Raw genomic sequence first — 20,643 nt, 5'->3', positions numbered from 1 at the left:
CCCGGTGCGATAGAACCGAGGCATGAGCACTGTGCGCACCCCGGATCCCGTCCCCGGCTGGCTGACCGAGGAGGAGCTGGCCGCCGCCCGTCGGAAGCTGCCGATGGTCTACGTCCAGGCGATCCCGGTGATCCTGGACCCCCTGGGCAACGTCGTGGAGGTCGGGCTGCTGCTGCGGCCCAACGAGGACGGGGAGATGGTGCGCTCCTTCGTCTCCGGGCGGGTGCACTACCGGGAGACGATCCGCGCGGCCCTGCTGCGCCACCTGGAGAAGGACCTGGGGCCGCTGGCGATGCCGCAGCTGCCGGCCTCCCTGACCCCGTTCACGGTCGCGGAGTACTTCCCGAGCCCCTCGCAGTCCGGGCTGACCGATGAGCGCCAGCACAGCGTGGCCCTGTGCTACGTGATCCCGGTGCAGGGCGACTGCGAGCCCCGGCAGGACGCGCTGCAGCTGACCTGGTTCACGCCCGAGGAGGCGATGGACGCGCAGGTGCAGGCCGAGTTCGAGGGCGGCGGCGGGGACCTGGTGCACCGGGCCCTGGCGCACATGGGCTGGGGTCGGTGCTGATCCTGCGCAGCGCGCGCTGCAGGCACCGGGGACGCCCGGACACCCGGGGCGGAACGCCGCCTTGGCATCGCCCCTGCTGCTAGGAGTTCAGGACCTGCTCCAGCGCGGGCAGGGCCCGCGGGTAGAGATCCCGCCACGCGCCGCGGCCCTGCTCCCAGCGGTCCAGGGCACGCCCGAGGTGCACGCGGTCCCGTCGGGTGATGTTCTCCCGGGCGAGATCCCCCGGTTCCAGCATCTCGGCCATGACGCCGATGTCGTACAGGTGCCGGTCCGGGGTGTCCGCGGTGTTGGACAGCGCCGCGCACTTGGCGATGAGGCTGCCGAACAGGCGCGGACGCGGCAGCAGGCCGGACTCCCCCGTGTGCAGCACAAGCTCGATCTCCTCGGTGCGGTCAAGGGCCTGCTGGATGCCGTGGCTCTCCATCAGCCGCCTGCCCCCCACGTCATAGCGGGGTCTGCCCGAACCACGGGGGATCAGCACGTCGATCTCCGAGCCCTCCCGGACCCACCGAACCTGTGGTCCGTCCGGGCTGATGGTGCCGGCCCGATATCCGAGGTCCCGGAGCAGGCCGGTGAGGACAACGCCGATGCCGGGCACCTCCCGGTACCCCAACCCCGCGTCCAGGTCCGTGGTGGGGCGGGGATCTCCGCGTCCCCGCTCCCAGCTGTGCAGCTGCGCCATCTGCCCGCCGATGACCGTCCACCCGCGGCCGAGTCTCCGGCGCACCTCGAACAGCGTCGACCAGCCGCTGCGCGCCGAAGGCATCAGCGGCGGCGCCAGGACGCGCGGGGCCGTCATCCCCACTCCCTCAGCAGGCGGGCGAGCGCGGCGTCCTCCCGCGGACCGGCGTGGCAGGCGAGGCTCATCAGGGCGGTGGCGCGACCGGCCAGCCGCGCACGCCGGTGGACCTCCATGCGCACGGGGTGCTCTCCATCCGGCTCCCGGCGCCACTGGACCGGGATGGGATCCGACCACTGCACCTCCACGGTGCCATCCCTGGCCAGCCCCGCCTCCGGCAGGCTCGTGCCGCTCAGCGGAAGGTCTGCTCGATCCAGCACCTCCAGCGGAGCCCAGAAGATGTCCACCGGCGCGAACTGATGGGCCACCCAGGCGCGCAGCAGCGGCGACGGCTGCTCCGCCTCGAGCAGGCGGCGCAGGCGCCGCTCGGTGCGATGGGCCTCGACCGCGGAAACGCCCTCCCGCCAATCCACGTCCTCGTCCTGCTCCAGCAGGGCCTGCAGCCGACGCTCCAGCACCGCGGCCGAGCGCGCCGACAGCGGGCGCACCGCGGCGGGTCGCGCTTGCACCCTCCTCCCGATGCCGCGTTGATCCACCGCCCACCGGCCGCCGAGCTTCTGCGCGGCCAGCCGCCCTTCGGCGATCAGCGCCCGCACCCGGCGCTCACTCACGCCCAGGTGCTCGGCGGCCTCCCGCACGCTGAGGGTCTCCCGGTCAGCCTCCCCTGCCCGGGCCCCCGCGCCGCGCCGAGGCTGCACCGTCTGCGCCCGCTGGGTCATCGCGTTCCACCCCCTTCCGGAACCCCTGTTGACGGAACCCTTGTGCAATCCTGCGTATCCGGAACCCTAGTGCAATGCGGGGTCGGAGGAAAGACCCCCGGCACCCCGCCCTTGGCCCGCGCCCCCCGGACCCGCAGCGCCGGACACCCCACCCCGTAGGATGGACGGGTGCCGACCGCAGAGAGCCCCCAGCGTCCCGCCCCCGGCGTCGCCGCCACCCGCCCCGGCGCCGAACCCGCAGAGAACACCGACCCGCCGTCCGGAACCGCCGCCTTCGGCTTCGCCGTCGGCGCCCGCCTGGCCGAGACCGACGACGCCCGGGGCACCCGCAGCGCCCGCGAGCGCAACGACGGCGGGCAGTTCCTGGGACGCACCGGGGTGATCACCACCCCGCACGGGTCCATCGCGACCCCCGCGTTCATCCCCGTGGGCACGCAGGCCACCGTCAAGGCGGTGCTGCCGGAGTCCATGGCCGAGCTGGGGGCGCAGGCGCTGCTGGCCAACGCCTACCACCTGTACCTGCAGCCGGGCCCGGAGGTCCTGGACGCCGCGGGCGGGCTGGGCGCGTTCATGAACTGGCCCGGCCCCACCTTCACCGATTCCGGTGGCTTCCAGGTGATGTCCCTGGGCTCGGGGTTCAAGAAGGTCATCGACATGGGCACCGTGACCGGCGCCGTCGGCGCGGATGGGCGCCCGGTGGGCGATGACGACGTCGCCGCGGGCAAGGAGCGCATGGCCTACGTGGACGACGACGGGGTGACCTTCCGCTCGCATCTGAACGGGGACCGGCACCGCTTCACCCCGGAGGTCTCGATGCGGGTGCAGCATCAGCTGGGCGCGGACATCATGTTCGCCTTCGACGAGCTGACCACCCTCTACAACTCCCGGGGGTACCAGGAGCTGGCACTGGAGCGGACCCGCCTCTGGGCGCTGCGCTGCGTGGCCGAGCACCGGCGGCTCACCGAGCAGCGGGCCGGGAAGCCCTATCAGGCGCTGTTCGGGGTGATCCAGGGCGCTCAGTACGAGGACCTGCGCCGGAAGGCCTGCCGGGACCTGGGCGCGATGGGCTTCAACGGCTTCGGGCTGGGCGGGGCCCTGGAGAAGGAGAACCTCGGCACGATCGTGCGGTGGTGCTCGGAGGAGCTGCCGGAGGCCAAGCCTCGGCACCTGTTGGGCATCTCCGAGCCGGATGACATCTTCGTGGCCATCGAGAACGGGGCGGACACCTTCGACTGCGTCTCCCCCACCCGGGTGGCCCGCACCTCCGCGGTGTACTCCCCGGATGGGCGCTTCAACGTCAGCAACGCCCGGTTCAAGACGGACTTCTCCCCGATCGTGGACGGCTGCGACTGCTACACCTGCACCCACTACACCCGGGCGTACCTGCACCACCTGTTCAAGGCCAAGGAGCGCCTGGCCGCGACCCTGGCGTCGATCCACAACGAGCGGTTCATCGTGCGGATGGTCGACACCGCGCGGCAGACCATCGCCTCGGGGGACTACTTCGCCTACCGGGACGAGTTCCTGGGCCGGTACTACGCCGCGCGCACGACGCCGGGACCGGCGTCGGGCGCGGCACCATCCGATGACGCGGCGTCGGCCGGGAAGGGGCGCGCATGAGCATCCTCGCCACGGTCCCGGCCCGCCAGATCGTCTCCGTCTCCCAGGATGTGCGGGCCCCGCGCCGGGAGGTCTACGCGGCGTTCCTGGATCCGCTGCGCCTGGCCGCCTGGTACGGCCCCGAGGGCTGGATCGTCCCGGTGCACACCATCTCCCTGGACGCCCGCCCCGGCGGGATCCTGCGTCTGGCGATGGTCCACCACGAGAACCCCGGCCAGGCGGTGCCCCTGTACTCCACGTTCGTCTCGGTGGTCCCGGAGCAGCTGCTGGAGCACCGGGAGTCCCTGCCCGGCCCGGACGGGCAGGCCAGCGACGCGCAGGTGCTGCACCGCATCGAGTTCCTGGAGCGGGAGGTCGACGGCGCCCCGGGCACCCGGGTGGTGCTCAGCCAGGGGCCCCTGCCCCCGGAGGTGCACCCCGGGGTGGCCGCCGCGTGGCGCTCCTCCCTGCGGCGCCTGGCCCACACGGTGCAGGCCGAGACCGCCCGCCCCCGCGGCTGAGGCCCGCCCCGCACCGGGTCAGTCCCCGCACCGGGTCAGTCCCGGGAGCGGAGCGGGCCGTGGCGCAGCTTCGAGGGCCACCACACGGCGTCGCCGATGTCGTGCACCAGGGCCGGGACCAGCAGGGCCCGCACCAGGGTCGTGTCCAGCAGCACGCCGAAGGCCACGAGGAAGGCCAGCTGCGCCAGGAACATCAGCGGGATCACGGCCAGGGCCGCGAAGGTCGCCGCCAGCACGACGCCGGCCGCGGTGATCACCCCGCCGGTCAGGCGCAATCCCCGCAGCACCCCCTCGCGGGTGCCCGCGCTCAGGGACTCCTCCCGCACCCGGGTCATCAGGAAGATGTTGTAGTCGATGCCCAGGGCCACGAGGAACACGAAGGCGTACAGCGGCACCGTGGGGTCGGCGTTCGAGAAGCCCAGCAGGTGGTGGAACACCAGGGCGCCCACCCCCAGGGCCGCGAGGTAGCTGACCACGGTAGTGGCCACCAGCAGCAGCGGGGCGAGGATCGAGCGCAGCAGGAGCATGAGGATCACGGTGATCACCGCGAGGATGATCGGGATGATCAGCGCCCGGTCCGCGCTGGCCGCCTCTAGGGTGTCCAGGTCCTGGGCGGTGGTCCCGCCCACCAGGGCGTGCGCATCCGCGGCGGTGATCCGGTCCCGCATCCGCTGCACCGTGTCCTCCGCGGCCGCCGAATCCGGGGCGTCGGCCAGGGTCACCTCCAGCATCACGTCCCCCTCGGCCACGGTGGGCTGCGCCCCGTCGTAGGGCGGGGCGGAGCGCTGCTGCTGATCCAGCGGCACCGTGCCGGTGGGGGAATCCGCGGCGACCACGCTGACCGAATCCACGCCGTCGGTCTCCCGCAGGATCTGCCCGGCCTGCTGCTCGGCGTCGGCCGCGACGACCACCTGCGCCGGGGTCCCGGAGCCGCCGGGGAAGTGCTCGGCCTGGACCTGCTGGCCGTCCCGGGCGTCGGAGTGGCCGAGGATCAGCTCCGACTGCGGGACCCCGGAGGCCCGGAACTGCAGGGCGAAGGCCGCCATGATCACGAGGGCTGCGGCGCTGACCAGCCAGATCGGGCGGGCTCGGCGCCCCACCCGCCGCGCGATGCCGCCCCACAGCCGGGCCGGGGGCGTGAAGTCCTCGCCTCGGAAGCGCGGACGGGCGGGCCAGAAGGCCACACGGCCGAAGATCAGCAGCAGCGCCGGCAGGAGGGTCAGGGCCGCGAGCATCGCGAAGACGATGCCGGTGGCGGCCACCGGGCCGAGGGCGGCGTTGGTCTTCAGGGAGGAGAACATCAGGCACAGCAGCCCGGCGATGACGGTGCCGCCGGAGGCGGCCACCGGCTCGATGGTGCCCCGCCAGGCCGTGCGCATCGCCGCGGGCACCGTGCGGTGGGTCTGCAGGGCTTCGCGGTAGCGGGCCACGAACAGCAGGGAGTAGTCCGTGGCCGCGCCGATGACGAGGATGAACAGGATGCCCTGGATCTGCCCGTTGATGCTCAGCCACGCGGCGTCGGCCAGGTGCCAGATCACCAGGATGGAGGCGGACAGGGCGGCCAGGGAGGTCAGCAGCACCAGGATCGGCAGCAGGGGCGAGCGGTAGACCGCCAGCAGGATCACGAACACCACGACCAGGGCCACCGCCAGCAGGATGCCGTCGATCCCGGAGAAGGCCTCGGCCAGATCCGCGGTGAACCCGGCCGGGCCCGTGACCCACCCGCGCAGGCCCTCGGGGGCCTCGTTCAGCCGCTCCCGCAGGGCGGTCACGGCGTCGTCGGGCTGCGCCCCGGAATCCAGGGGCAGCACGATCTGCAGGGCCTTGCCGTCCTCGGCGGGGATCGCCGGGGAGGCCGCCCCGTCCAGGGGCACCTCGCGGCCCGGGTCCTTCGCCAGCTGCTGGGCCCAGGCGGTGTCCTGCTCGGTGATCCCGTCCGGGTTCTCCAGCACGACGATCGCCGGGATCGCGTCGGATTCCTTGAAGTCGGCCAGGCGCTGGGCCACCTCGGTGGACTGGGCGCTGGCGGGCAGCCGGTCCGTGGCCGATTCCGAGGTCACCTCGGAGATCTTCCCGAAGTAGGGCCCGCCGATGCCGGTTACCGCCAGCCAGGCGAGGATCAGCAGGGCCGGCAGCAGGATGCGCAGCCAGCGTCGGCCCGGGCGGGCCTGCGGATCCAGGTGCTGGGGATGGTGCCGGTCGCGGTCGCTGTGGGGCTCGACGTGGTGGTCGGCGCGTGGGGTGCTGTGCTGGGCGTTCACGGGGTCTCCTCGGGGTCGGTGCGGGGGTGCTCGGCGTCGTCGGCGGCACCCGGGGGCTGGCCGGGGCGGGCGGGAGGCTCCGCCGCCTCCGGGCCGCCCAGGGCGGTGTTCAGCCCGGTCAGGAAGGCGTCGATGGTGCCCAGCTGGGTGTGGTCGAAGCGCTCGGCGACGGTGCGCATCGCGGCCAGGTGCCCGGAGAAGTGCGCGAAGAACTCCCGCCGGGCGTGCTCGGTGAGCACCAGCACGCGGGAGCGTCGATCCCGCGGGTGCGGCTCCCGGCGCAGGTGCCCGGCCGCGACGAGCCGGTCGATCAGGGCGGTGGCGGAGGCCGTGGTGATCTCCAGGTGCGCGGCGACCTCCTTGGGGGTCGTCAGTCGGCCGCGCTGGTCCCGCACGATGAGAAGGCGCAGGGTCGCCAGGTCGGTGGCGTTGAGTCCCATGCCGTCCTTGAGCTCGGCGTGGGCGTGGTCCAGGGTCTGGCCCAGCACCTGCAGCTGCTGCAGGACCCGCAGGACGGCGCCGTCGGGCTGTCTCACCCACCATCACCCCTCGAAAATCTAACTAGATTATCTAGCAGTCTAGGGGGTGGCTCCGGTCTCCGCCACCGCGGATCCGGCCAGACTCAGGACCGGGAGCGGGCGGCCTCCTTGGCCGCGGCGCGCACCACCTGCAGCTGCCGGGTCTGCGGCCCCGGGGACCCGGAGAGCACCGCACCCTCGAACTCCCCGGCCTCGGCGTCGTCGAACTGGTGGGCCTCCCGGGCCGCGGCGGCCTCATCCCGACGCCGCAGCCGGCGCACGTGCAGGCACCCCCACAGGTAGACCAGCAGGGCCGCGGCCAGCCAGATCAGCTCCGTGAGCACCGCCGAACCCACGGGCGCCTCCGGCAGGTACACCCGGGAGCGGATGGCCCCGAGAGCCACGGCTGAGGGCACCAGGTGGTGCAGGATCTGGTACCGATCCGGGGCCATGTCCAGCGGCAGTAGCAGACCCGAGGCCGGCACCCCGCACATGATGAACACGCCGATCAGCCAGATCATCACGTCGTTGCGGATCAGCAGCGCCCCGCCGACGGCGAAGATCTGGATGCTCACGGACATCAGGAACAGGATCGGCCACACCGTCCAGTCCACGTCCGCGGGCAGGAAGCGCACCACGTGCACGGAGATCAGGTACTGCAGGCCCGTGTTCGCCGCGGCCACCCCCAGCACCCACGCCAGTCGGCGGTACCAGCTCCATCCCCGTCCCACCAGGCCGATCATCATGCCGGCGATGTTGGACCCGACGATCCCGCCCAGACCCAGGTACATCATCGACATCCCGAAGCGGTCGTTGGCGTGGGTCGGGGCCAGATCCACGGTCTGCGGGGAGACCTCCCCGGACACGGCCGCGAACACCGTGGTCACCGCCGACTCCGCCTGGATCCCCGTCCCCGAGGCCACCAGCACCACCGGGCCCTTTCCGGCCTCGGCCCCCGGCACCTCCGCGGCATCGGCAGCGGGCACGAAGGCCCCGCGGGCCCGCCCGTGCAGCATGTCCTGCCGGGCCTGCTCGGCGGAATCCACCCGGTGCACCTCGTAGGCGGGCAGCTGCTCGAGGGTCTTCGCGATGCTGGTGCCCTGAGCGCCGTCGGCCACCACATCCAGGACCATCCCGTTGGGTGCGGGGTGGTGGACCAGCCCCAGATACATCAGCGGCATCGCGATCGCGAAGAACATCGGCAGGCGGATCGCGGCGTGCAGACCCCGCCGATTCTGCATCTGCTCGTCCGAGACCACCCGGCGGCTGCCGAAGAATCCGCGGAAGCCGCGGGTGGAGGCCACGGCCGCGCGCAGCTGCTCCCTGGCCCGTCCCTCGGCGCGGGTGCCCGGAGTGTCTGCGACCGCTTCCTGCTCGTCCTTCTCCGCCGGCACGGCGTCGGCATCCGTGGGACGGGGACGGCGCAGGAAGGAGGCCCCGAGCAGCGCCAGGGCCAGGAAGAACCACAGCAGCAGGGTGATCACGTTGCCGGCCAGGGAGGCCGTGGGGAAGTACAGCAGCTTGCGCAGGGCATCCAGCAGCGCCGGGGTCGGCAGCCACGGGTGCAGAGCGGCGACCACCGGCGGGACCAGCTCCGTGGCCATGCCCGCCCCGGAGGAGGGCACCCCCAGCAGCACCAGCAGGAAGATCGTGGGCAGGGCCATGTACAGCCCGATCACCCGCATGCCGCCGGTGTGGAACAGCATCACGATGAAGGAGGCGAAGGCCATCAGCAGGAAGATCGGCAGGGCATGCACCTGGAATGCCGCGTAGACGCTGTACCCCACGAAGGTCGCCAGCGTCGCGTAGGCCAGCGCCAGCACGGCCATGATCGAGATCGCCACCCGTGCGGAGAGCTGCGCCAGGTTGGAGCGCAGACCCGTGGCGGTCATGAACCCGGCCATCATCACCGGCAGCCCCATGAACAGCAGGGACAGCCCCAGCCCGTCGCCGCCCGGCGGGGGCACGAGGTCCTGCACGGTGGGCGCCGGCGCCTGCTCCGCGGATTCCGCCTTCCCCAGCTCCACCAGGACCTTCGGGGCGATCTTCGCGATGTAGGACTCGGCGAACTGCGTCGCGGAGGTGGAGCCCATGCTCGCGACGTACTCCGTGTTGGTCTGCGGGTCCCAGGCGGCCCGGACCTGCAGGGCCTCGATCTGGCGCTTGGCCTCCTCGGCGGAGTCCACCGCGGAGACGTCGTAGGAGTCCCCGGCCGCGGCGTCCAACCGGTCCACCAGGTGCTCGGCGCTCGCGTCCTGGGCGACGACGGCGACCTTCAGATGGTGCGGGGTCGGGGCGTGCATGCTGAACCCGTAGATCAGCGGGAACATCACCGTCATGAACAGCGGCAGGACGATGGAGAACTTCAGGATCCTCCCGGCTTGGCGCTTGAGAGTTCCGGTGCTCAGTCGCGCGGCCATCGGGGCTCCTCCGGGGTTCGGGTCGGGACGCCGGGCGCGGCATCGGGGGCGGTCTCGGGGCGATGGGCCCCGCCGCGGCTCCGCTCCGCCCCCGCTGGGGTCCTCGTGTGGGCACCCGCGCGGCGCTCCTCGCGGGTGCGGGTCAGCAGCACCAGCGCGATGGCCACGGCCCCGCCGATCGCGGTCTCCGCCAGGCGCGCGGTGAGCACCGTGCCCACCGAGGAAGGGTGCCCGAGCTGCAGCATGAGCAGGGCCAGCGGCGTGATGAACAGGGTCGCGAAGGCGTAGTTGCGCAGCACGTACGTCTCGGTGAGGAACTGGAAGATGATGACCCACACGACCAGGTGCCAGGGTTGGGGGTGCTGGGAGAGCACGAAGGCGGTGATCAGCACTCCGCCGAGGGTCCCGATGACGCGCTGCATGCCCCGGTGCAGCCGGGCCCGGGAGTTGGGCCCGGCGATGGCCGCGGCCGCGGCGACCATCGCCCAGTAGGAGTGGGACAGCCCCGAGGCCTGGCCCAGCAGCCCGGCGATGAGCGGAGCGAGGAAGAACATCAGGCCGTAGCGCACGGCGCGGCGCCGGTCCATCCCGTGCGGGCCCGGCGGCGGGGCCACGTGGCCGCGTCGCCCCTCCCCCAGCAGGGCGCCGGCCAGACCCGCGAGCACGGACCACGCGGCCGTCGCCCCGGCGGTGCCCAGGCCCTGCGACCAGGAGGCGGGGTGCGGGATGGAGCCGATGGCTCCGGCGGCGAAGATCAGGAAGGTCGAGCCGGCCGGGCGCAGACGCAGCACGGCGGTGAGCACGGCCCCGCCGCCGGCGACCAGCCCGCACACCGCGACCACCAGCCAGGGGTCCGCGTGCGCCCGGGACAGCCCCAGCCCCAGCGCGATGCACACCAGCAGCATCAGCGCCGCCTGGCACTGGTGGCGCAGGCGCAGCCGCGGGGCCTCCTGGCGCCCGTAGATCGCGGTGAAGGCCCCGAAGGCCGCGTAGATGCTCAGGTCCAGCCGCCCCAGGGCGAGCAGCAGCAGCTGCGGCAGACCCACGGTCAGCGCGATGCGCACGGCGGGAACGTGGTCCTGCGTGGGCGGGGCGAAGCGGACGAGCTGATGCAGGGGACCGGTGGGCACGGGCGGCGGGAGCTCCTGGGTGAGGCACGGCGGCGGAGACCCTCCCATCCTAGGGCCCGACGTCGTTGTGCACCGGCCGCGCACCCGGCGCACCCGCGACGCGGCCCGGTCACCCGGCCCGGGGCGCCCAGGTGAGCCTTGTAGGTTGGGATCATGCCCCTCGGTTCCCTGCTACCCGACGATCCCCTGCGGCTGTGGCGCATCGTGACCGACCTCAGCCCGCGCGCCCTGCCGGTGCCGGGCCCGGCCGGGCCGGCGGAGACGGTCAAGGACTACCTCCCGGAGCACCACCTGCCCTGGGAGCCGGTGACCGGGCACCTGAGCCTGCATCGGGAGCGCACCTGGCGCCATCGGGTCTACGCCGGCCTGGTGGATCACGCCCGGCTGGTCGCCGGCGCCGTCGCGGCGGGGACGATGCCGGAGACCCCCGACGACGCCTCCGCCGGGAAGGCTTCGGAGTCGAGGCGACCGCAGGAGCTCACCGCCGTGTTCGCCCTGGAGGTCGACGAGGAGGGCCGGGTGCTGCCGGAGACCCTCGAGCTGTCCCGGGCCGCCTGGCGAGCAGCCGGTGCCCCCGGTCCGGACTACGCGAGCCAGCTGCCGCGGTGGCGCGAGCAGCTGCTGGAGCACTGGGCGCACCGGGAGGTGCTGATCCGCGGCCGGGGGCAGCCGGGTGACGGCGGGCGGCGGCTCACCCAGGAGGATCTGGCGCAGGCGCTGAGCCTGACCGACCGGATCCTGGGCGAGGGAATCCTCTCGGGGCCGGTCTCAGCGACGGTGCGGGTGGCCAGCCGCCGGGTGCGCCGCACCCGCCGCCCCGAAGGCTCCCCGCGCGTGCCGGTGCTGAACCACCCCAGCGCGGCCGCGCTGGACCGGGCCGACCACCGCACCCGCTTCCGCCAGGCCGCGGCCGGGCTGCTCGGGGTGGACGCCCCGGAGCATCCCGCCGACGTCATGGACTCCCGCACCCGCCTGTACTACGCCGTCGCCCCTCAGCAGGTGCCCCTCGGCGCGCCGGAGCCCTCCCCGGCCACGGCGGCCACCCAGTTCGCGGTGGACGCGGCCCTGAGCCGGCTCGGCGCGCGCGAGGGCCTGTGGACCTGCCCACCGCGCACGGCCGCCGGGACACCCGGACCGGAGACCTCCCGGGAGATCGCCGCCGCGATCCTCGTGCACCGGGCCCGCGCCCTGGCCGAGATCCCGGATCCCGCGGAGGTCTTCGACCCCGAGCCCCTGCCCTGGACCCCGGGGCGCACCGTGCCCGTGCCGCACCCGGACCTGGCCGGGCACGAGTTCCTGCACGCCGTCGTGGACCCGGCCTCCAGCGCCTCCGGCCCGGTGCCGGGCACCGGACCCTACGGGGTGCGGGTGGTCCTGGCCCCCGGGATGCCCGAGCATCCTCCCTTCCAGGCGCTGCCCGCCGGACGCGAGATCGGGGTGATCGATGCGATCGACGCCGTCCTCAACGTCCTGCCGCGCGCCGGCGCCGATCCCGCGGCGGATCAGGGCGAGTGGGAGCGCACCGCCGACGCCGCCCTGGCCGCCCAGGAGCGCACCCGCGAGCTGCTGGCCTCCCGGCAGCGCTTCCACGAGGCGGTGCCCCTGCTGCTGCGGGCGGAGGAGATGACCCGGGACATCGGGCAGAACATCCGCGATGCCCAAGCCTCCGTGGACGCCCTCACGGCGGACCTGGTGCGGGCCGAGCGGGCGCACCGCACCGCCCAGATGCGCCGGCACGGGCTCAGCGACGCGATCGCCGCGCATCTGCACGAGGAGCCGGGCGTCTGGCGCCGGGCCGCGAGCCTGGGCCGGGCCCGGGTGCCGTGGCGGGAGCGGCTGGAGGACCTGCGCACCGCGCAGGAGACGGCCGCCCGGGAGGAGGACGCCTGCCAGACCCGGGTGGGCGCGGCCCGCCGTCGGCTGCATGCGGCCCAGCAGAACCGGGACGGGCTGCGCGATGAGCTGGAGCAGTCCCAGGAGACGGCCCGGGCCCTGCAGGCGGAGCTGGCGGCTTACCCGCACCCGGAGCACGCGATCGACCAGGAGTGGCTGGGCGGCGGCTGGTCCGGGACCGGTCCGGCCTGCCCGTGGCTGGATCCCGAGGTGCAGCGGGCCCGGACCGGGACCTACCGACTGGCGGTGCGCCTGCACGCCCTGACCCTGCTGCACCTGCCCCGGGAGTTCCGGGACGGACTGAAGGCCGCCCGCGATGTGCTCTCCGGGCGCCCGGTGCCCTCCGCAGAGGCCATGCTCGCGGCGGTGCAGGTGCTCAGCGCGATCTTCCCCGAGATCCGCGTGGACCCGAACCTGCTGCCGAGTCTGCTGCGCGGCCTCGGCGAGCGCCGGATCGGCTGGCTGCTCTACGACGACGCCGCCCGCGTCTCCCCGGCCGTGGCCTACGCGGGTCTGCTGGGGGCCCGGCGCGGCGTGCTGCTGCCCGGTCCCCGGGGCGGCAGGCGGCCGGCGAGCCGGCGGCCGGGCCGACGTTCCTGGCACCCGACGCCGCGGCGCAGCGGGCCCTGGCCCGGGCGGCGTCGTGCGGGGCCTCCTGGGCCCCGGCGGTCTCCAGCGCCTACGATCTGGGGCTGGGCCGGGAGGCCGCGGCGTCGGGGACCGCGGGCGCAGGAACGCCCTGAGGGCGGAGGGGGCGGCCTCCCGTACACTGACACGGTGAGTTACTCCCTGCTGAACATCCCCGGTCTGCCGCAGTGGATGGACATCACCCTGGTGGTCGTGGATGCGGTCATCCGGATCATCGCGCTGTGCTGGATCCCGTACAACCGGAAGCCGGCCGTGGCGCTGGGGTGGCTCATGGCGATCTTCCTCATCCCGTACATCGGCATCATCGCGTTCCTGGTGATCGGCTCCCGCTATCTGCCCAAGTCCCGACGGCAGCGTCAGTCGCGGATGAACGAGCTGATCCGCGAGCAGATCGGGGATCAGGCGATCCTGGGTCGGCACGACCATCTGCGGGAGCCGGCGGTGGCCGCCGCTCAGCTGAACTACCGGCTGGGCTCTCTGCCGCTGACCGGCGGCAACTCCTTCGAGCTGCTGCCGGACAACCACGAGTCCATCCGGGTGATGGCCGACGCCGTGGACCGGGCGCGGGAGTACGTGCACTTCGAGTTCTACATCGTCGCCTACGACCAGACCTCCGCTCCCCTGATCGACGCCCTGTTCCGGGCGCATGAGCGCGGGGTCAAGGTGCACATCCTCATCGACCACCTGGGCTCGGCCGGGTATCCCGGCTACGGCGAGCTGGTGAAGATGCTGGATCGCTCCGGGATCTCCTGGCACCGGATGCTGCCGATCCGGCCGTGGCGCCTGGAGTGGCAGCGCCCGGACCTGCGCAACCACCGGAAGATCCTCGTCATCGACGGCGACCTCGCCTTCTCCGGCTCGCAGAACATCATCGACCGCTCGTACAACAAGCCGAAGAACCTGCGCAAGGGCCTGCAGTGGAAGGACCTGATGCTGCGCATCGAGGGACCGCTGGTGGATGAGCTGAACGCCCTGTTCATCTCCGACTGGTACTCGGAGACCGAGGATCTGCTGCTGGATGAGGTGGACCAGGAGCTGCCCTCGATCGACGGTGGGGTGATGGCCCAGGCGGTGCCCTCCGGGCCGGGCTTCGACACGGAGAACAACCTGCGGCTGATCAACCAGCTGATCTACAACGCCGAGGACCGGGTGCTGATCTGCTCCCCGTACCTCATCCCGGACGATTCCCTGAAGATGGCGCTGACCACGGCCGCGCAGTCCGGGATCGACGTGACGCTGATCGTGTGCGCGAAGGGCGACCAGTTCTTCGCCCACTACGGCCAGCAGTCCTACTACGACAGCCTGCTGGAGGCCGGGGTGCGGATCATGCTGTACCCCGCCCCGACGGTGCTGCACACGAAGTTCGTCCTGGTGGACCACGATATGACCTGCCTGGGCTCGTCCAACATGGATGTGCGCTCCTTCTCCCTGAACCTGGAGGTGACGATGATGCTGCTCAGCGAGGAGATCACCGCCCAGGTGCAGGACGTCGCCGAGCGGTACATGGCCGTCTCCGACGAGGTGGACCTGGAGCAGTGGCGCAGTCGCCCGCTGCGCACCAAGGCCCTGGAGAACGTCTGCCGCCTGACCTCCGCGCTGCTGTAGCTCCTCGGAAGGGGCGGAAGCAGGGTCGGGTGTGGCCCCGGCATCGGCCCGTTGACATGGCCACGCCCAGATGGCATTGTGCTCTGCATTACACCGTCGATCCGAAGGATGTGTCCACTATGGACATGAGGGCGCACGTGCTGCACTCCGGAGACATGGAGGCCGACTACACCTGGCTCCTCCTCAAACCCGAGCGCATCATCAAACCCGTCAGTCAGCGGGACGCCCCGCGCGAATTCGGTCTCGTTCCAACGCACGCCGTGCTCGTCGAGACACCCGAGGGGCGGATGCTCTGGGATACCGGTGTCCCTCGAGACTGGGCCAGTCGCTGGCAGTCGACCGGCTTCGACCAGTTCTTCCCGGTGGTCGATGACGCCGAAGACCCGGAAGCCTCCTATCTGGACCGCAGCCTTGCCCGGATGGGACTGAGCACCGAGGACATCGACCTGCTGGTGCTCAGCCACCTGCACTTCGACCATGCGGCCAATGCCCGAGCCTTCGACAACGGGAAGACCAGGATCCTCACCAGCACCGCCGAGCTGGAGGGAGTCAAGGGGATCACCGGCTACCACGAAGGCGCGCATATTCCCTCTGACTACGAGGGTCTGGACATCGGCGGCATCAGCGGCGATGAGGAGATCCTGCCGGGTGTCACCCTCCTGCAGACGCCGGGTCACACCTGGGGAACGATGTCCCTGATGCTGGATCTGCCCGACGAGGGGACGAAGATCTTCACCTCCGACGCCGTGTACATGCGGGATTCCTGGGGCCCTCCGGCCGTGGGGGCCGCGATCGTCTGGAACAATCTGGCCTGGCTGGACTCGGTGGAGAAGCTGCGCCGCATCGCCGAGGAGAAAGAGGCACAGGTCTTCTTCGGACACGACGCCGATCAGGCAGCTCACGAGATCCGCTGGGCCCCAGAGGGGCACTACTCATGATCCTCCACGACTTCCTCTGCGAGGCTCAGCATCGCTTCGAAGCTGGGTTGCCCACCATGGATGCGCCGAATCCGCCGTGTCCTATCTGCGGCGCTGCTGCACGGAAGAGGCTGTCGTCGGTCAACATCGGCAACCGGGCCGATGCCGGGCCGTCCCGTGAGCAGATGCCGCACAGCTGGGAGGGCGCCGGCCGGGGAGATCCCGACGTCCTGCACCACTGGCGGAAGACCATCGAACGCCGAGAGAAGCTCGAGGAGAAGTACCCCGAGCTCGCCGGCGACCGTCGTCCGGTGCTGGCTCATGAGGGGATCTTCGCCGGCCGTCCGCTGCGTGCGGGCGATGATGTGGGTCAGGCGATCGGCGATGCCCTCGCCTCAAGGGCGACACCGCCGCGGAAGGACTCTCCCTGAGGCGGCATCGCTCTCCGGCTCGGCCGAGAGCCGATATCGCACCCGGTGTCACTGGGCCTGATCGGACTCCTCGAAGAGGATGATCTGCCGGATCGCCCGAGCCTCAGCCAGCGTGTCCATGGCCTCGTTGATGTCCTCCAGCCGGATGCGGGAGGAGACGAGCTCCTCCACGGGCAGGTCCCCATCGCGCCACAGCTGCTCATACCGCGGAATGTCCCGGGAGGGGACCGCCGATCCCAAGTAGCTGCCGATGACGCTGCGCGCCTCCGAGGTCAGGACCACAGGGTGGATCACCGACTCGGCCGAAGGGCTGGGCAGTCCGACGGTCACGGTCCGTCCCCCCACCGCAGTCGCCGCAAACGCCGTCTCGAAAGCCCGCGGATGCCCCGCAGCCTCGATGACCAGATCCGCCGTGATTCCCTGCTCAGCGACCTGCTCCGGGGTCCACACCTCGTCGGCTCCCAGCTCGGAAGCGCGCTTCAGCTTGGCTTCCTGCGCATCGACGCCGATGACCTTGCCCTTGCCGAGCCCGATGGCCGTCAGCAGCGCGGCGATGCCCACCCCACCGAGACCCACGACCATGATCGTGTCTCCCTCCTGGGGATCGCCGGCATTGACCACCGCTCCTCCGCCGGTCAGCACCGCACACCCCAGCGGTGCCGCAGCTTCGGGAGGCACGTCCTCCCCGATCTTGACGACGCTGGACTCGTGGACCACTGCATGAGTGGCGAATGCCGAGACTCCGAGATGGTGCAGGACCTCCTCTCCGTCCGGTCGATGCAGGCGGATCTTCTTCCCTCCACCCGGCAGATATCCGGCAGTGTTGGACTCCGTGCCGCGGGAACAGGGCAGCTTGCCGTCCGTGCGGCAGTTCGCGCATTCACCGCAGCGCGGCAGGAACACCGTGACCACGTGATCGCCGACGGACAGACCTGCCACTCCCGGGCCGACCTCCTCGACGACCCCTGTGCCCTCATGCCCCAGAGCCATCGGCAGAGGTCGCGGTCGGTTGCCGTCCACCACGGAAAGATCGGAATGACAGACGCCGGCGGCCGTCATCCGCAGCAGCACCTCACCTTCCTGCGGCGGATCCAGTTCGAGCTCCTCGATGGCCAGCGGCTTGGAGTCGGCATAGGGACGCTCGGCCTCCATCGTGGTCAGGACAGCGGCGCGGATCTTCATGGTGTGCTCCTCAGCGACATGACACAGCGGTCGATCCCGCGATGGGTGCGGGAATCACATCCCACGCTACTCCGAGACCCAGACCACATCCATCCGCCGTCTGTGGCCCCGGCATCGGCCTCCTGTGATGCGCGGAGCCTTCGGCTGACAGCTCAAACCCCTTGTGGGAGGGCGGTCGCGGTGGTGATGTGGAAGGGAAGCGAACGAGTTCGAGAAGGAGTGAGGACATGACCGAGACCGTCACCGTTCCGCAGCCCGCCGGAGACACCAAGACCCGCGTGGAGAACGCCGAGCACGGGTTCGTCGCCCCCAAGGAGCTGCGCGACAGCCTGCAGAAAGTGCTCGTGGACCTGATCGCCCTGCACATGGTGGGTAAGCAGGCGCACTGGAACATCGTCGGCCCCAACTTCCGGGACCTGCACCTGAACCTGGACGAGATCGTGGAGATCGCCCGCGAGGCCTCCGACACCGTGGCCGAGCGCATGCGCGCCCTGCACGCCACCCCGGACGGGCGCCCCACCGTCGTCGCGGCCGCCTCGACCCTGCCGGAGATGCCGCAGGGCGAGGTGCTCACCACGGACGCGATCGACGAGATCGTCACCGCGGTGGAGGCCACCACCAACACCATCCGCGAGGTCCACGACACCGTGGACGAGGCCGACCCGACCTCCGCGGACATCCTGCACAGCATCCTCGAGAAGCTCGAGCAGCAGTCCTGGTTCATCAGCGCCGAGACCCGCCGCCCCGCCGCGGCCCGCTGAGACCCGGGGCGCGCTGAGACCCCGGTTTCGTTCTGAGATCCCGCGTTCGTGCTGAGATACCGCCCGACGTGCAGCATCTCGACACGAACCCCGCATCTCAGCAGGAGCCCCGCGCACGACGAAGACCCCGCTCCGGCACCAGCCGGGGCGGGGTCTTCTGCGATGCGCCCGGACAGGGAGGACCGCGGCACATGTGGACGAGGCCACCTCACATCCGCCGGTGCTGACGCGTCTACAGCATGAGCAGACGGAGGAGATGATCATGATGACCAGGCGACACACGGTGATCCAGACGGCGCTGGGCGATCGCAGGCTCGCTCAGCAGCTCGGCCCGGCCGGCGCGACTACCGTGGGATGACGATGCGACTTCCCTTCGACCAGGCCGTGACCCGGCACGGCGAGACCGTGCTGCGGGTCTGCCGAGCCGTGCTCGGTCCCGGGCTCGACGCCGATGACGCCTGGTCCGAGACGTTCCTGGCCGCGCTGAAGACCTGGCCGGACCTGCCGGAGGAGACGAACACGGAGGCCTGGCTGGTGCGGGTCGCCCGCCGCAAGGCGATCGACGTCGTCCGCGCCCGGGCCCGGCACGCGACCCCCAGCGACGACCTCCCCGAGCGGGTCTCCTCCCTGGGCACCCCGGGCGATGACGAGCACGGGGTGTGGGCCGCGGTGGCGGGGCTGCCGGAGCGGCAGCGGCTGGCGATCGCCTACCACTACCTCGGCGGTCTGCCGCACACCGAGACCGCCGCGATCATCGGCTCAAGCCCCGACGCGGTGCGCAGAGCCGCCTCGGACGGCATCAGGAGACTGCGGCAGACCTACCACGACGGCGAGCACACGGAAGGAGCACCCCGATGACCGACAGCATGCCCGCAGGCGCGAGCCTTCCGACCGGTGACGGCGAGGGAGCCGAGTGTGCCGCCCTCTTCCCGATCGAACCCGGGGCGATGGCCGATCTCCACGCGCGCCTGGCCGCACGGGCCGGTGAGCACGGACTGCTCGACGTCGCCTACCGCACGATCGACACCCCCGTCGGTCCGCTGCTGCTGGCCGCGACCGAGACGGGGCTGGTGCGCGTGGCCTACGAACGCGAGGACTTCGACGCGGTGCTGACATCGCTGGCGGAGAGGATCAGCCCGCGGGTGCTGGAGGCCCCCCGTCGCCTGGATGCGGTGGCCGCCGAGATCGACGAGTACTTCGCCGGCCGTCGACGCGCCTTCGACGTGCCGCTGGATTACGCGCTGTCCTCGGGGTTCCGCCGGACCGTGCAGCATTGCCTGCCGCACATCGACTACGGCCGCACCCGCTCCTACAAGGAGGTCGCCGAACTCGTCGGGAATCCGCGGGCCGTCCGCGCCGTCGGCACGGCCTGCGCGACCAACCCGCTGCCGGTCGTGGTGCCCTGTCACCGGGTGCTGCGCGCCGACGGCGGCCTCGGCGGCTACATCGGCGGTCTGGACGCGAAGACGACCCTGCTGAGACTGGAGCAGGCGGCATGACCCCGACGGCGGCCCGCTGAGGTCCCGGATGTGTGCTGAGATCCCACTTTCGTGCTGAGATACCGCACGCCGTGCGGCATCTCAGCACGAACGGCGCATCTCAACACGAAGGCCTCATCTGAAGCGCGGACGCCGCATACGACGAGGACCCCGTCCCGGCTGCTGCCGGTGCGGGGTCCTCTGCGGTGCGCCCTGTGGGGCTCGAACCCACGACCCAGGGATTAAAAGTCCCTTGCTCTACCAACTGAGCTAAAGGCGCGCAACACCTCACACTACCGGCCCGACGACGGGCCCCTCAACTCCCCCGGCCCCGCACCGACACCGCCGAAGCCCCCTGTCGGCCCGGCCTCCTGCGGGATCGGTTATTGTCCTCGTCCGCCGGTGGCGCAGAGAACTGCGGGTGGCCCGGGGCCGGTCCTACACTGTTCGGATGCCCGAGAAGCCTGCCGCGCGCCACCACCGTCCCGTGAAGTTCTCCCCCGCGATGTTCGACCAGCGCGAGGGCGGCACCGACCCGGAGACCCTCAGCCAGGCCGCGCACACCTCCGCCTGGGCCCTGCTCACCCGCGGGCGGGCCAACCGGGACCCGGAGGTCACGGCCCGGCTCGTGGAGTTCACGGACCGCTTCGGGGTGGAGGCCCTCGCGCAGATGTGGGCGCAGGCCCCGGCGGTCTCCCTGCCCGGCGCGCTGTGGCGCATCCACGCCCTGCGGGACACGGTGCGCCGGGACCCCGCGCGCATCGGCGAGTACTACCGCCTGGGCCAGGACACCGCGGAGGTCTCCCGCGTGGTGGCCGGCGTCGCGGATCCGCCGGACGCGGAGGAGGTGTGCCGCACCGTGGATGAGATCCTCACCGGCGCGTACACCGGGCAGTTCGACGTCGCCCTGGAGCGCTTCGCAGCCTTCTGCCGCGTCATCGCCCTGGGTCAGAGCCTCGCCGCGGACCGCACCGACGCCGCCGTCATCCCCCACCGGCCGGGAGCCGCCAGCGAGTTCTTCGCCGACCCGGGCTCCCACCCGGCCGGCACCCGGATGACCCGCGCCTCCCGGCGGCTGATCGGCACCGCCGAGCAGCTGGAGGCCGCCGCCGCGGCGTGGCGGGCCGGCACCCTCGACTGAGCCCGCCCCACCCGGCGGCCTCGCCCGCGCCCCCAGGCCACGTCCGCAGGTC

General features: G+C 72.0%; 18 protein-coding genes and 1 tRNA gene. 11 read left to right on the top strand and 8 right to left on the bottom strand.

From position 1 onward, the window contains the following. Positions 1 to 22 precede the first annotated feature (22 nt). Positions 23 to 568, top strand: coding sequence for an NUDIX hydrolase family protein (locus I6G21_RS05890; RefSeq protein ID WP_100463823.1), 546 nt, complete (start codon positions 23 to 25; stop codon positions 566 to 568). Positions 569 to 647: 79 nt separating this feature from the next. On the opposite strand, the gene I6G21_RS05885 is transcribed toward I6G21_RS05890, so the two are convergent. Both I6G21_RS05885 and I6G21_RS05880 read right to left on the bottom strand, forming a co-directional pair. Then, positions 648 to 1,367, bottom strand: coding sequence for a hypothetical protein (locus I6G21_RS05885; protein ID WP_129357917.1), 720 nt, complete (start codon positions 1,365 to 1,367; stop codon positions 648 to 650). After that, complete coding sequence (locus I6G21_RS05880; protein ID WP_129357918.1) at positions 1,364 to 2,086, bottom strand: helix-turn-helix domain-containing protein; 723 nt, start codon at positions 2,084 to 2,086, stop codon at positions 1,364 to 1,366. The genes I6G21_RS05885 and I6G21_RS05880 overlap by 4 nt, the downstream gene beginning before the upstream one ends. 297 nt (positions 2,087 to 2,383) lie before the next feature. Between I6G21_RS05880 and tgt the strand changes: the two genes are divergently transcribed. Then, positions 2,384 to 3,706 (top strand): tRNA guanosine(34) transglycosylase Tgt, encoded by a 1,323-nt coding sequence (gene tgt / locus I6G21_RS05875; RefSeq protein ID WP_081047939.1) that lies wholly within the window; start codon positions 2,384 to 2,386, stop codon positions 3,704 to 3,706. Continuing rightward, on the top strand, positions 3,703 to 4,206 hold the full coding sequence (locus I6G21_RS05870; RefSeq protein ID WP_064725439.1) for an SRPBCC family protein: 504 nt from the start codon (positions 3,703 to 3,705) through the stop codon (positions 4,204 to 4,206). The genes tgt and I6G21_RS05870 overlap by 4 nt, the downstream gene beginning before the upstream one ends. Before the next feature lie 35 nt (positions 4,207 to 4,241). Here the strand turns inward: I6G21_RS05870 and I6G21_RS05865 are convergent, their stop codons facing one another. The 4 genes from I6G21_RS05865 to I6G21_RS05850 form a co-directional block, all read right to left on the bottom strand. Then, positions 4,242 to 6,467 carry an MMPL family transporter gene (locus I6G21_RS05865; protein WP_232238414.1) on the bottom strand — a complete coding sequence of 742 codons (2,226 nt, stop codon included), beginning with the start codon at positions 6,465 to 6,467 and terminating at the stop codon, positions 4,242 to 4,244. After that, on the bottom strand, positions 6,464 to 7,003 hold the full coding sequence (locus I6G21_RS05860) for a MarR family winged helix-turn-helix transcriptional regulator (RefSeq protein ID WP_232238413.1): 540 nt from the start codon (positions 7,001 to 7,003) through the stop codon (positions 6,464 to 6,466). The genes I6G21_RS05865 and I6G21_RS05860 overlap by 4 nt, the downstream gene beginning before the upstream one ends. 86 nt (positions 7,004 to 7,089) lie before the next feature. After that, positions 7,090 to 9,405, bottom strand: coding sequence for an ABC transporter permease (locus tag I6G21_RS05855; RefSeq protein WP_129357919.1), 2,316 nt, complete (start codon positions 9,403 to 9,405; stop codon positions 7,090 to 7,092). Next, on the bottom strand, positions 9,390 to 10,535 hold the full coding sequence (locus I6G21_RS05850) for an FUSC family protein (RefSeq protein WP_129357920.1): 1,146 nt from the start codon (positions 10,533 to 10,535) through the stop codon (positions 9,390 to 9,392). The genes I6G21_RS05855 and I6G21_RS05850 overlap by 16 nt, the downstream gene beginning before the upstream one ends. A gap of 153 nt (positions 10,536 to 10,688) precedes the next feature. On the opposite strand from I6G21_RS05850, the gene cls reads away from it, so the two are divergent. From cls to I6G21_RS05835, 3 genes are all read left to right on the top strand, one after another. Then, entirely contained in the window at positions 10,689 to 14,681 is a 3,993-nt protein-coding gene (gene cls / locus I6G21_RS10850) for a cardiolipin synthase (protein WP_331252935.1), read from the top strand. Between the two features lie 155 nt (positions 14,682 to 14,836). Continuing rightward, complete coding sequence (locus I6G21_RS05840; protein ID WP_232238412.1) at positions 14,837 to 15,619, top strand: N-acyl homoserine lactonase family protein; 783 nt, start codon at positions 14,837 to 14,839, stop codon at positions 15,617 to 15,619. After that, positions 15,616 to 16,029, top strand: coding sequence for an FmdB family zinc ribbon protein (locus I6G21_RS05835; protein ID WP_174520369.1), 414 nt, complete (start codon positions 15,616 to 15,618; stop codon positions 16,027 to 16,029). The genes I6G21_RS05840 and I6G21_RS05835 overlap by 4 nt, the downstream gene beginning before the upstream one ends. 48 nt (positions 16,030 to 16,077) lie before the next feature. Here I6G21_RS05835 and I6G21_RS05830 read toward each other — a convergent pair whose 3' ends face one another. Further along, the gene (locus I6G21_RS05830; protein WP_058730543.1) at positions 16,078 to 17,211 is read right to left on the bottom strand and encodes an alcohol dehydrogenase catalytic domain-containing protein; all 1,134 of its coding nucleotides are present in this window, start codon (positions 17,209 to 17,211) and stop codon (positions 16,078 to 16,080) included. 227 nt (positions 17,212 to 17,438) lie between these two features. Between I6G21_RS05830 and I6G21_RS05825 the strand changes: the two genes are divergently transcribed. From I6G21_RS05825 to I6G21_RS05810, 4 genes are all read left to right on the top strand, one after another. Further along, positions 17,439 to 17,972, top strand: coding sequence for a Dps family protein (locus I6G21_RS05825; RefSeq protein ID WP_058730544.1), 534 nt, complete (start codon positions 17,439 to 17,441; stop codon positions 17,970 to 17,972). A 193-nt stretch (positions 17,973 to 18,165) separates the two neighbouring features. Next, positions 18,166 to 18,330, top strand: coding sequence for a hypothetical protein (locus I6G21_RS05820; protein ID WP_165596158.1), 165 nt, complete (start codon positions 18,166 to 18,168; stop codon positions 18,328 to 18,330). Positions 18,331 to 18,332: 2 nt separating this feature from the next. Continuing rightward, positions 18,333 to 18,830 (top strand): RNA polymerase sigma factor, encoded by a 498-nt coding sequence (locus I6G21_RS05815; RefSeq protein WP_058730545.1) that lies wholly within the window; start codon positions 18,333 to 18,335, stop codon positions 18,828 to 18,830. 89 nt (positions 18,831 to 18,919) lie between these two features. Next, positions 18,920 to 19,471 carry a methylated-DNA--[protein]-cysteine S-methyltransferase gene (locus I6G21_RS05810; protein ID WP_224799800.1) on the top strand — a complete coding sequence of 184 codons (552 nt, stop codon included), beginning with the start codon at positions 18,920 to 18,922 and terminating at the stop codon, positions 19,469 to 19,471. Between the two features lie 186 nt (positions 19,472 to 19,657). On the opposite strand, the gene I6G21_RS05805 is transcribed toward I6G21_RS05810, so the two are convergent. Beyond that, positions 19,658 to 19,730: transfer RNA gene (locus I6G21_RS05805), tRNA-Lys, on the bottom strand. Positions 19,731 to 19,901: 171 nt separating this feature from the next. Between I6G21_RS05805 and I6G21_RS05800 the strand changes: the two genes are divergently transcribed. Then, positions 19,902 to 20,591 carry a hypothetical protein gene (locus I6G21_RS05800; RefSeq protein WP_058730546.1) on the top strand — a complete coding sequence of 230 codons (690 nt, stop codon included), beginning with the start codon at positions 19,902 to 19,904 and terminating at the stop codon, positions 20,589 to 20,591. Positions 20,592 to 20,643: the final 52 nt, after the last annotated feature.

The sequence above is a fragment of the Rothia kristinae genome (genome assembly GCF_016028855.1).
Taxonomy (GTDB): Bacteria; Actinomycetota; Actinomycetes; order Actinomycetales; family Micrococcaceae; genus Rothia; species Rothia kristinae.
This window is presented reverse-complemented; position numbering and strand designations above follow the sequence as displayed.

Bases quoted from the DNA above. Each gene is read 5' to 3' on its own strand.
- I6G21_RS05825 (WP_058730544.1), top strand. From the start codon at position 17,439: ATGACCGAGACCGTCACCGTTCCGCAGCCCGCCGGAGACACCAAGACC.
- I6G21_RS05810 (WP_224799800.1), top strand. From the start codon at position 18,920: ATGGCCGATCTCCACGCGCGCCTGGCCGCACGGGCCGGTGAGCACGGA.
- I6G21_RS05840 (WP_232238412.1), top strand. From the start codon at position 14,837: ATGGAGGCCGACTACACCTGGCTCCTCCTCAAACCCGAGCGCATCATC.
- I6G21_RS05870 (WP_064725439.1), top strand. From the start codon at position 3,703: ATGAGCATCCTCGCCACGGTCCCGGCCCGCCAGATCGTCTCCGTCTCC.
- I6G21_RS05800 (WP_058730546.1), top strand. From the start codon at position 19,902: ATGCCCGAGAAGCCTGCCGCGCGCCACCACCGTCCCGTGAAGTTCTCC.
- I6G21_RS05835 (WP_174520369.1), top strand. From the start codon at position 15,616: ATGATCCTCCACGACTTCCTCTGCGAGGCTCAGCATCGCTTCGAAGCT.
- I6G21_RS05855 (WP_129357919.1), bottom strand. From the start codon at position 9,405: ATGGCCGCGCGACTGAGCACCGGAACTCTCAAGCGCCAAGCCGGGAGG.
- I6G21_RS05880 (WP_129357918.1), bottom strand. From the start codon at position 2,086: ATGACCCAGCGGGCGCAGACGGTGCAGCCTCGGCGCGGCGCGGGGGCC.
- I6G21_RS05890 (WP_100463823.1), top strand. From the start codon at position 23: ATGAGCACTGTGCGCACCCCGGATCCCGTCCCCGGCTGGCTGACCGAG.
- cls (WP_331252935.1), top strand. From the start codon at position 10,689: ATGCCCCTCGGTTCCCTGCTACCCGACGATCCCCTGCGGCTGTGGCGC.
- I6G21_RS05885 (WP_129357917.1), bottom strand. From the start codon at position 1,367: ATGACGGCCCCGCGCGTCCTGGCGCCGCCGCTGATGCCTTCGGCGCGC.
- I6G21_RS05815 (WP_058730545.1), top strand. From the start codon at position 18,333: ATGCGACTTCCCTTCGACCAGGCCGTGACCCGGCACGGCGAGACCGTG.
- I6G21_RS05830 (WP_058730543.1), bottom strand. From the start codon at position 17,211: ATGAAGATCCGCGCCGCTGTCCTGACCACGATGGAGGCCGAGCGTCCC.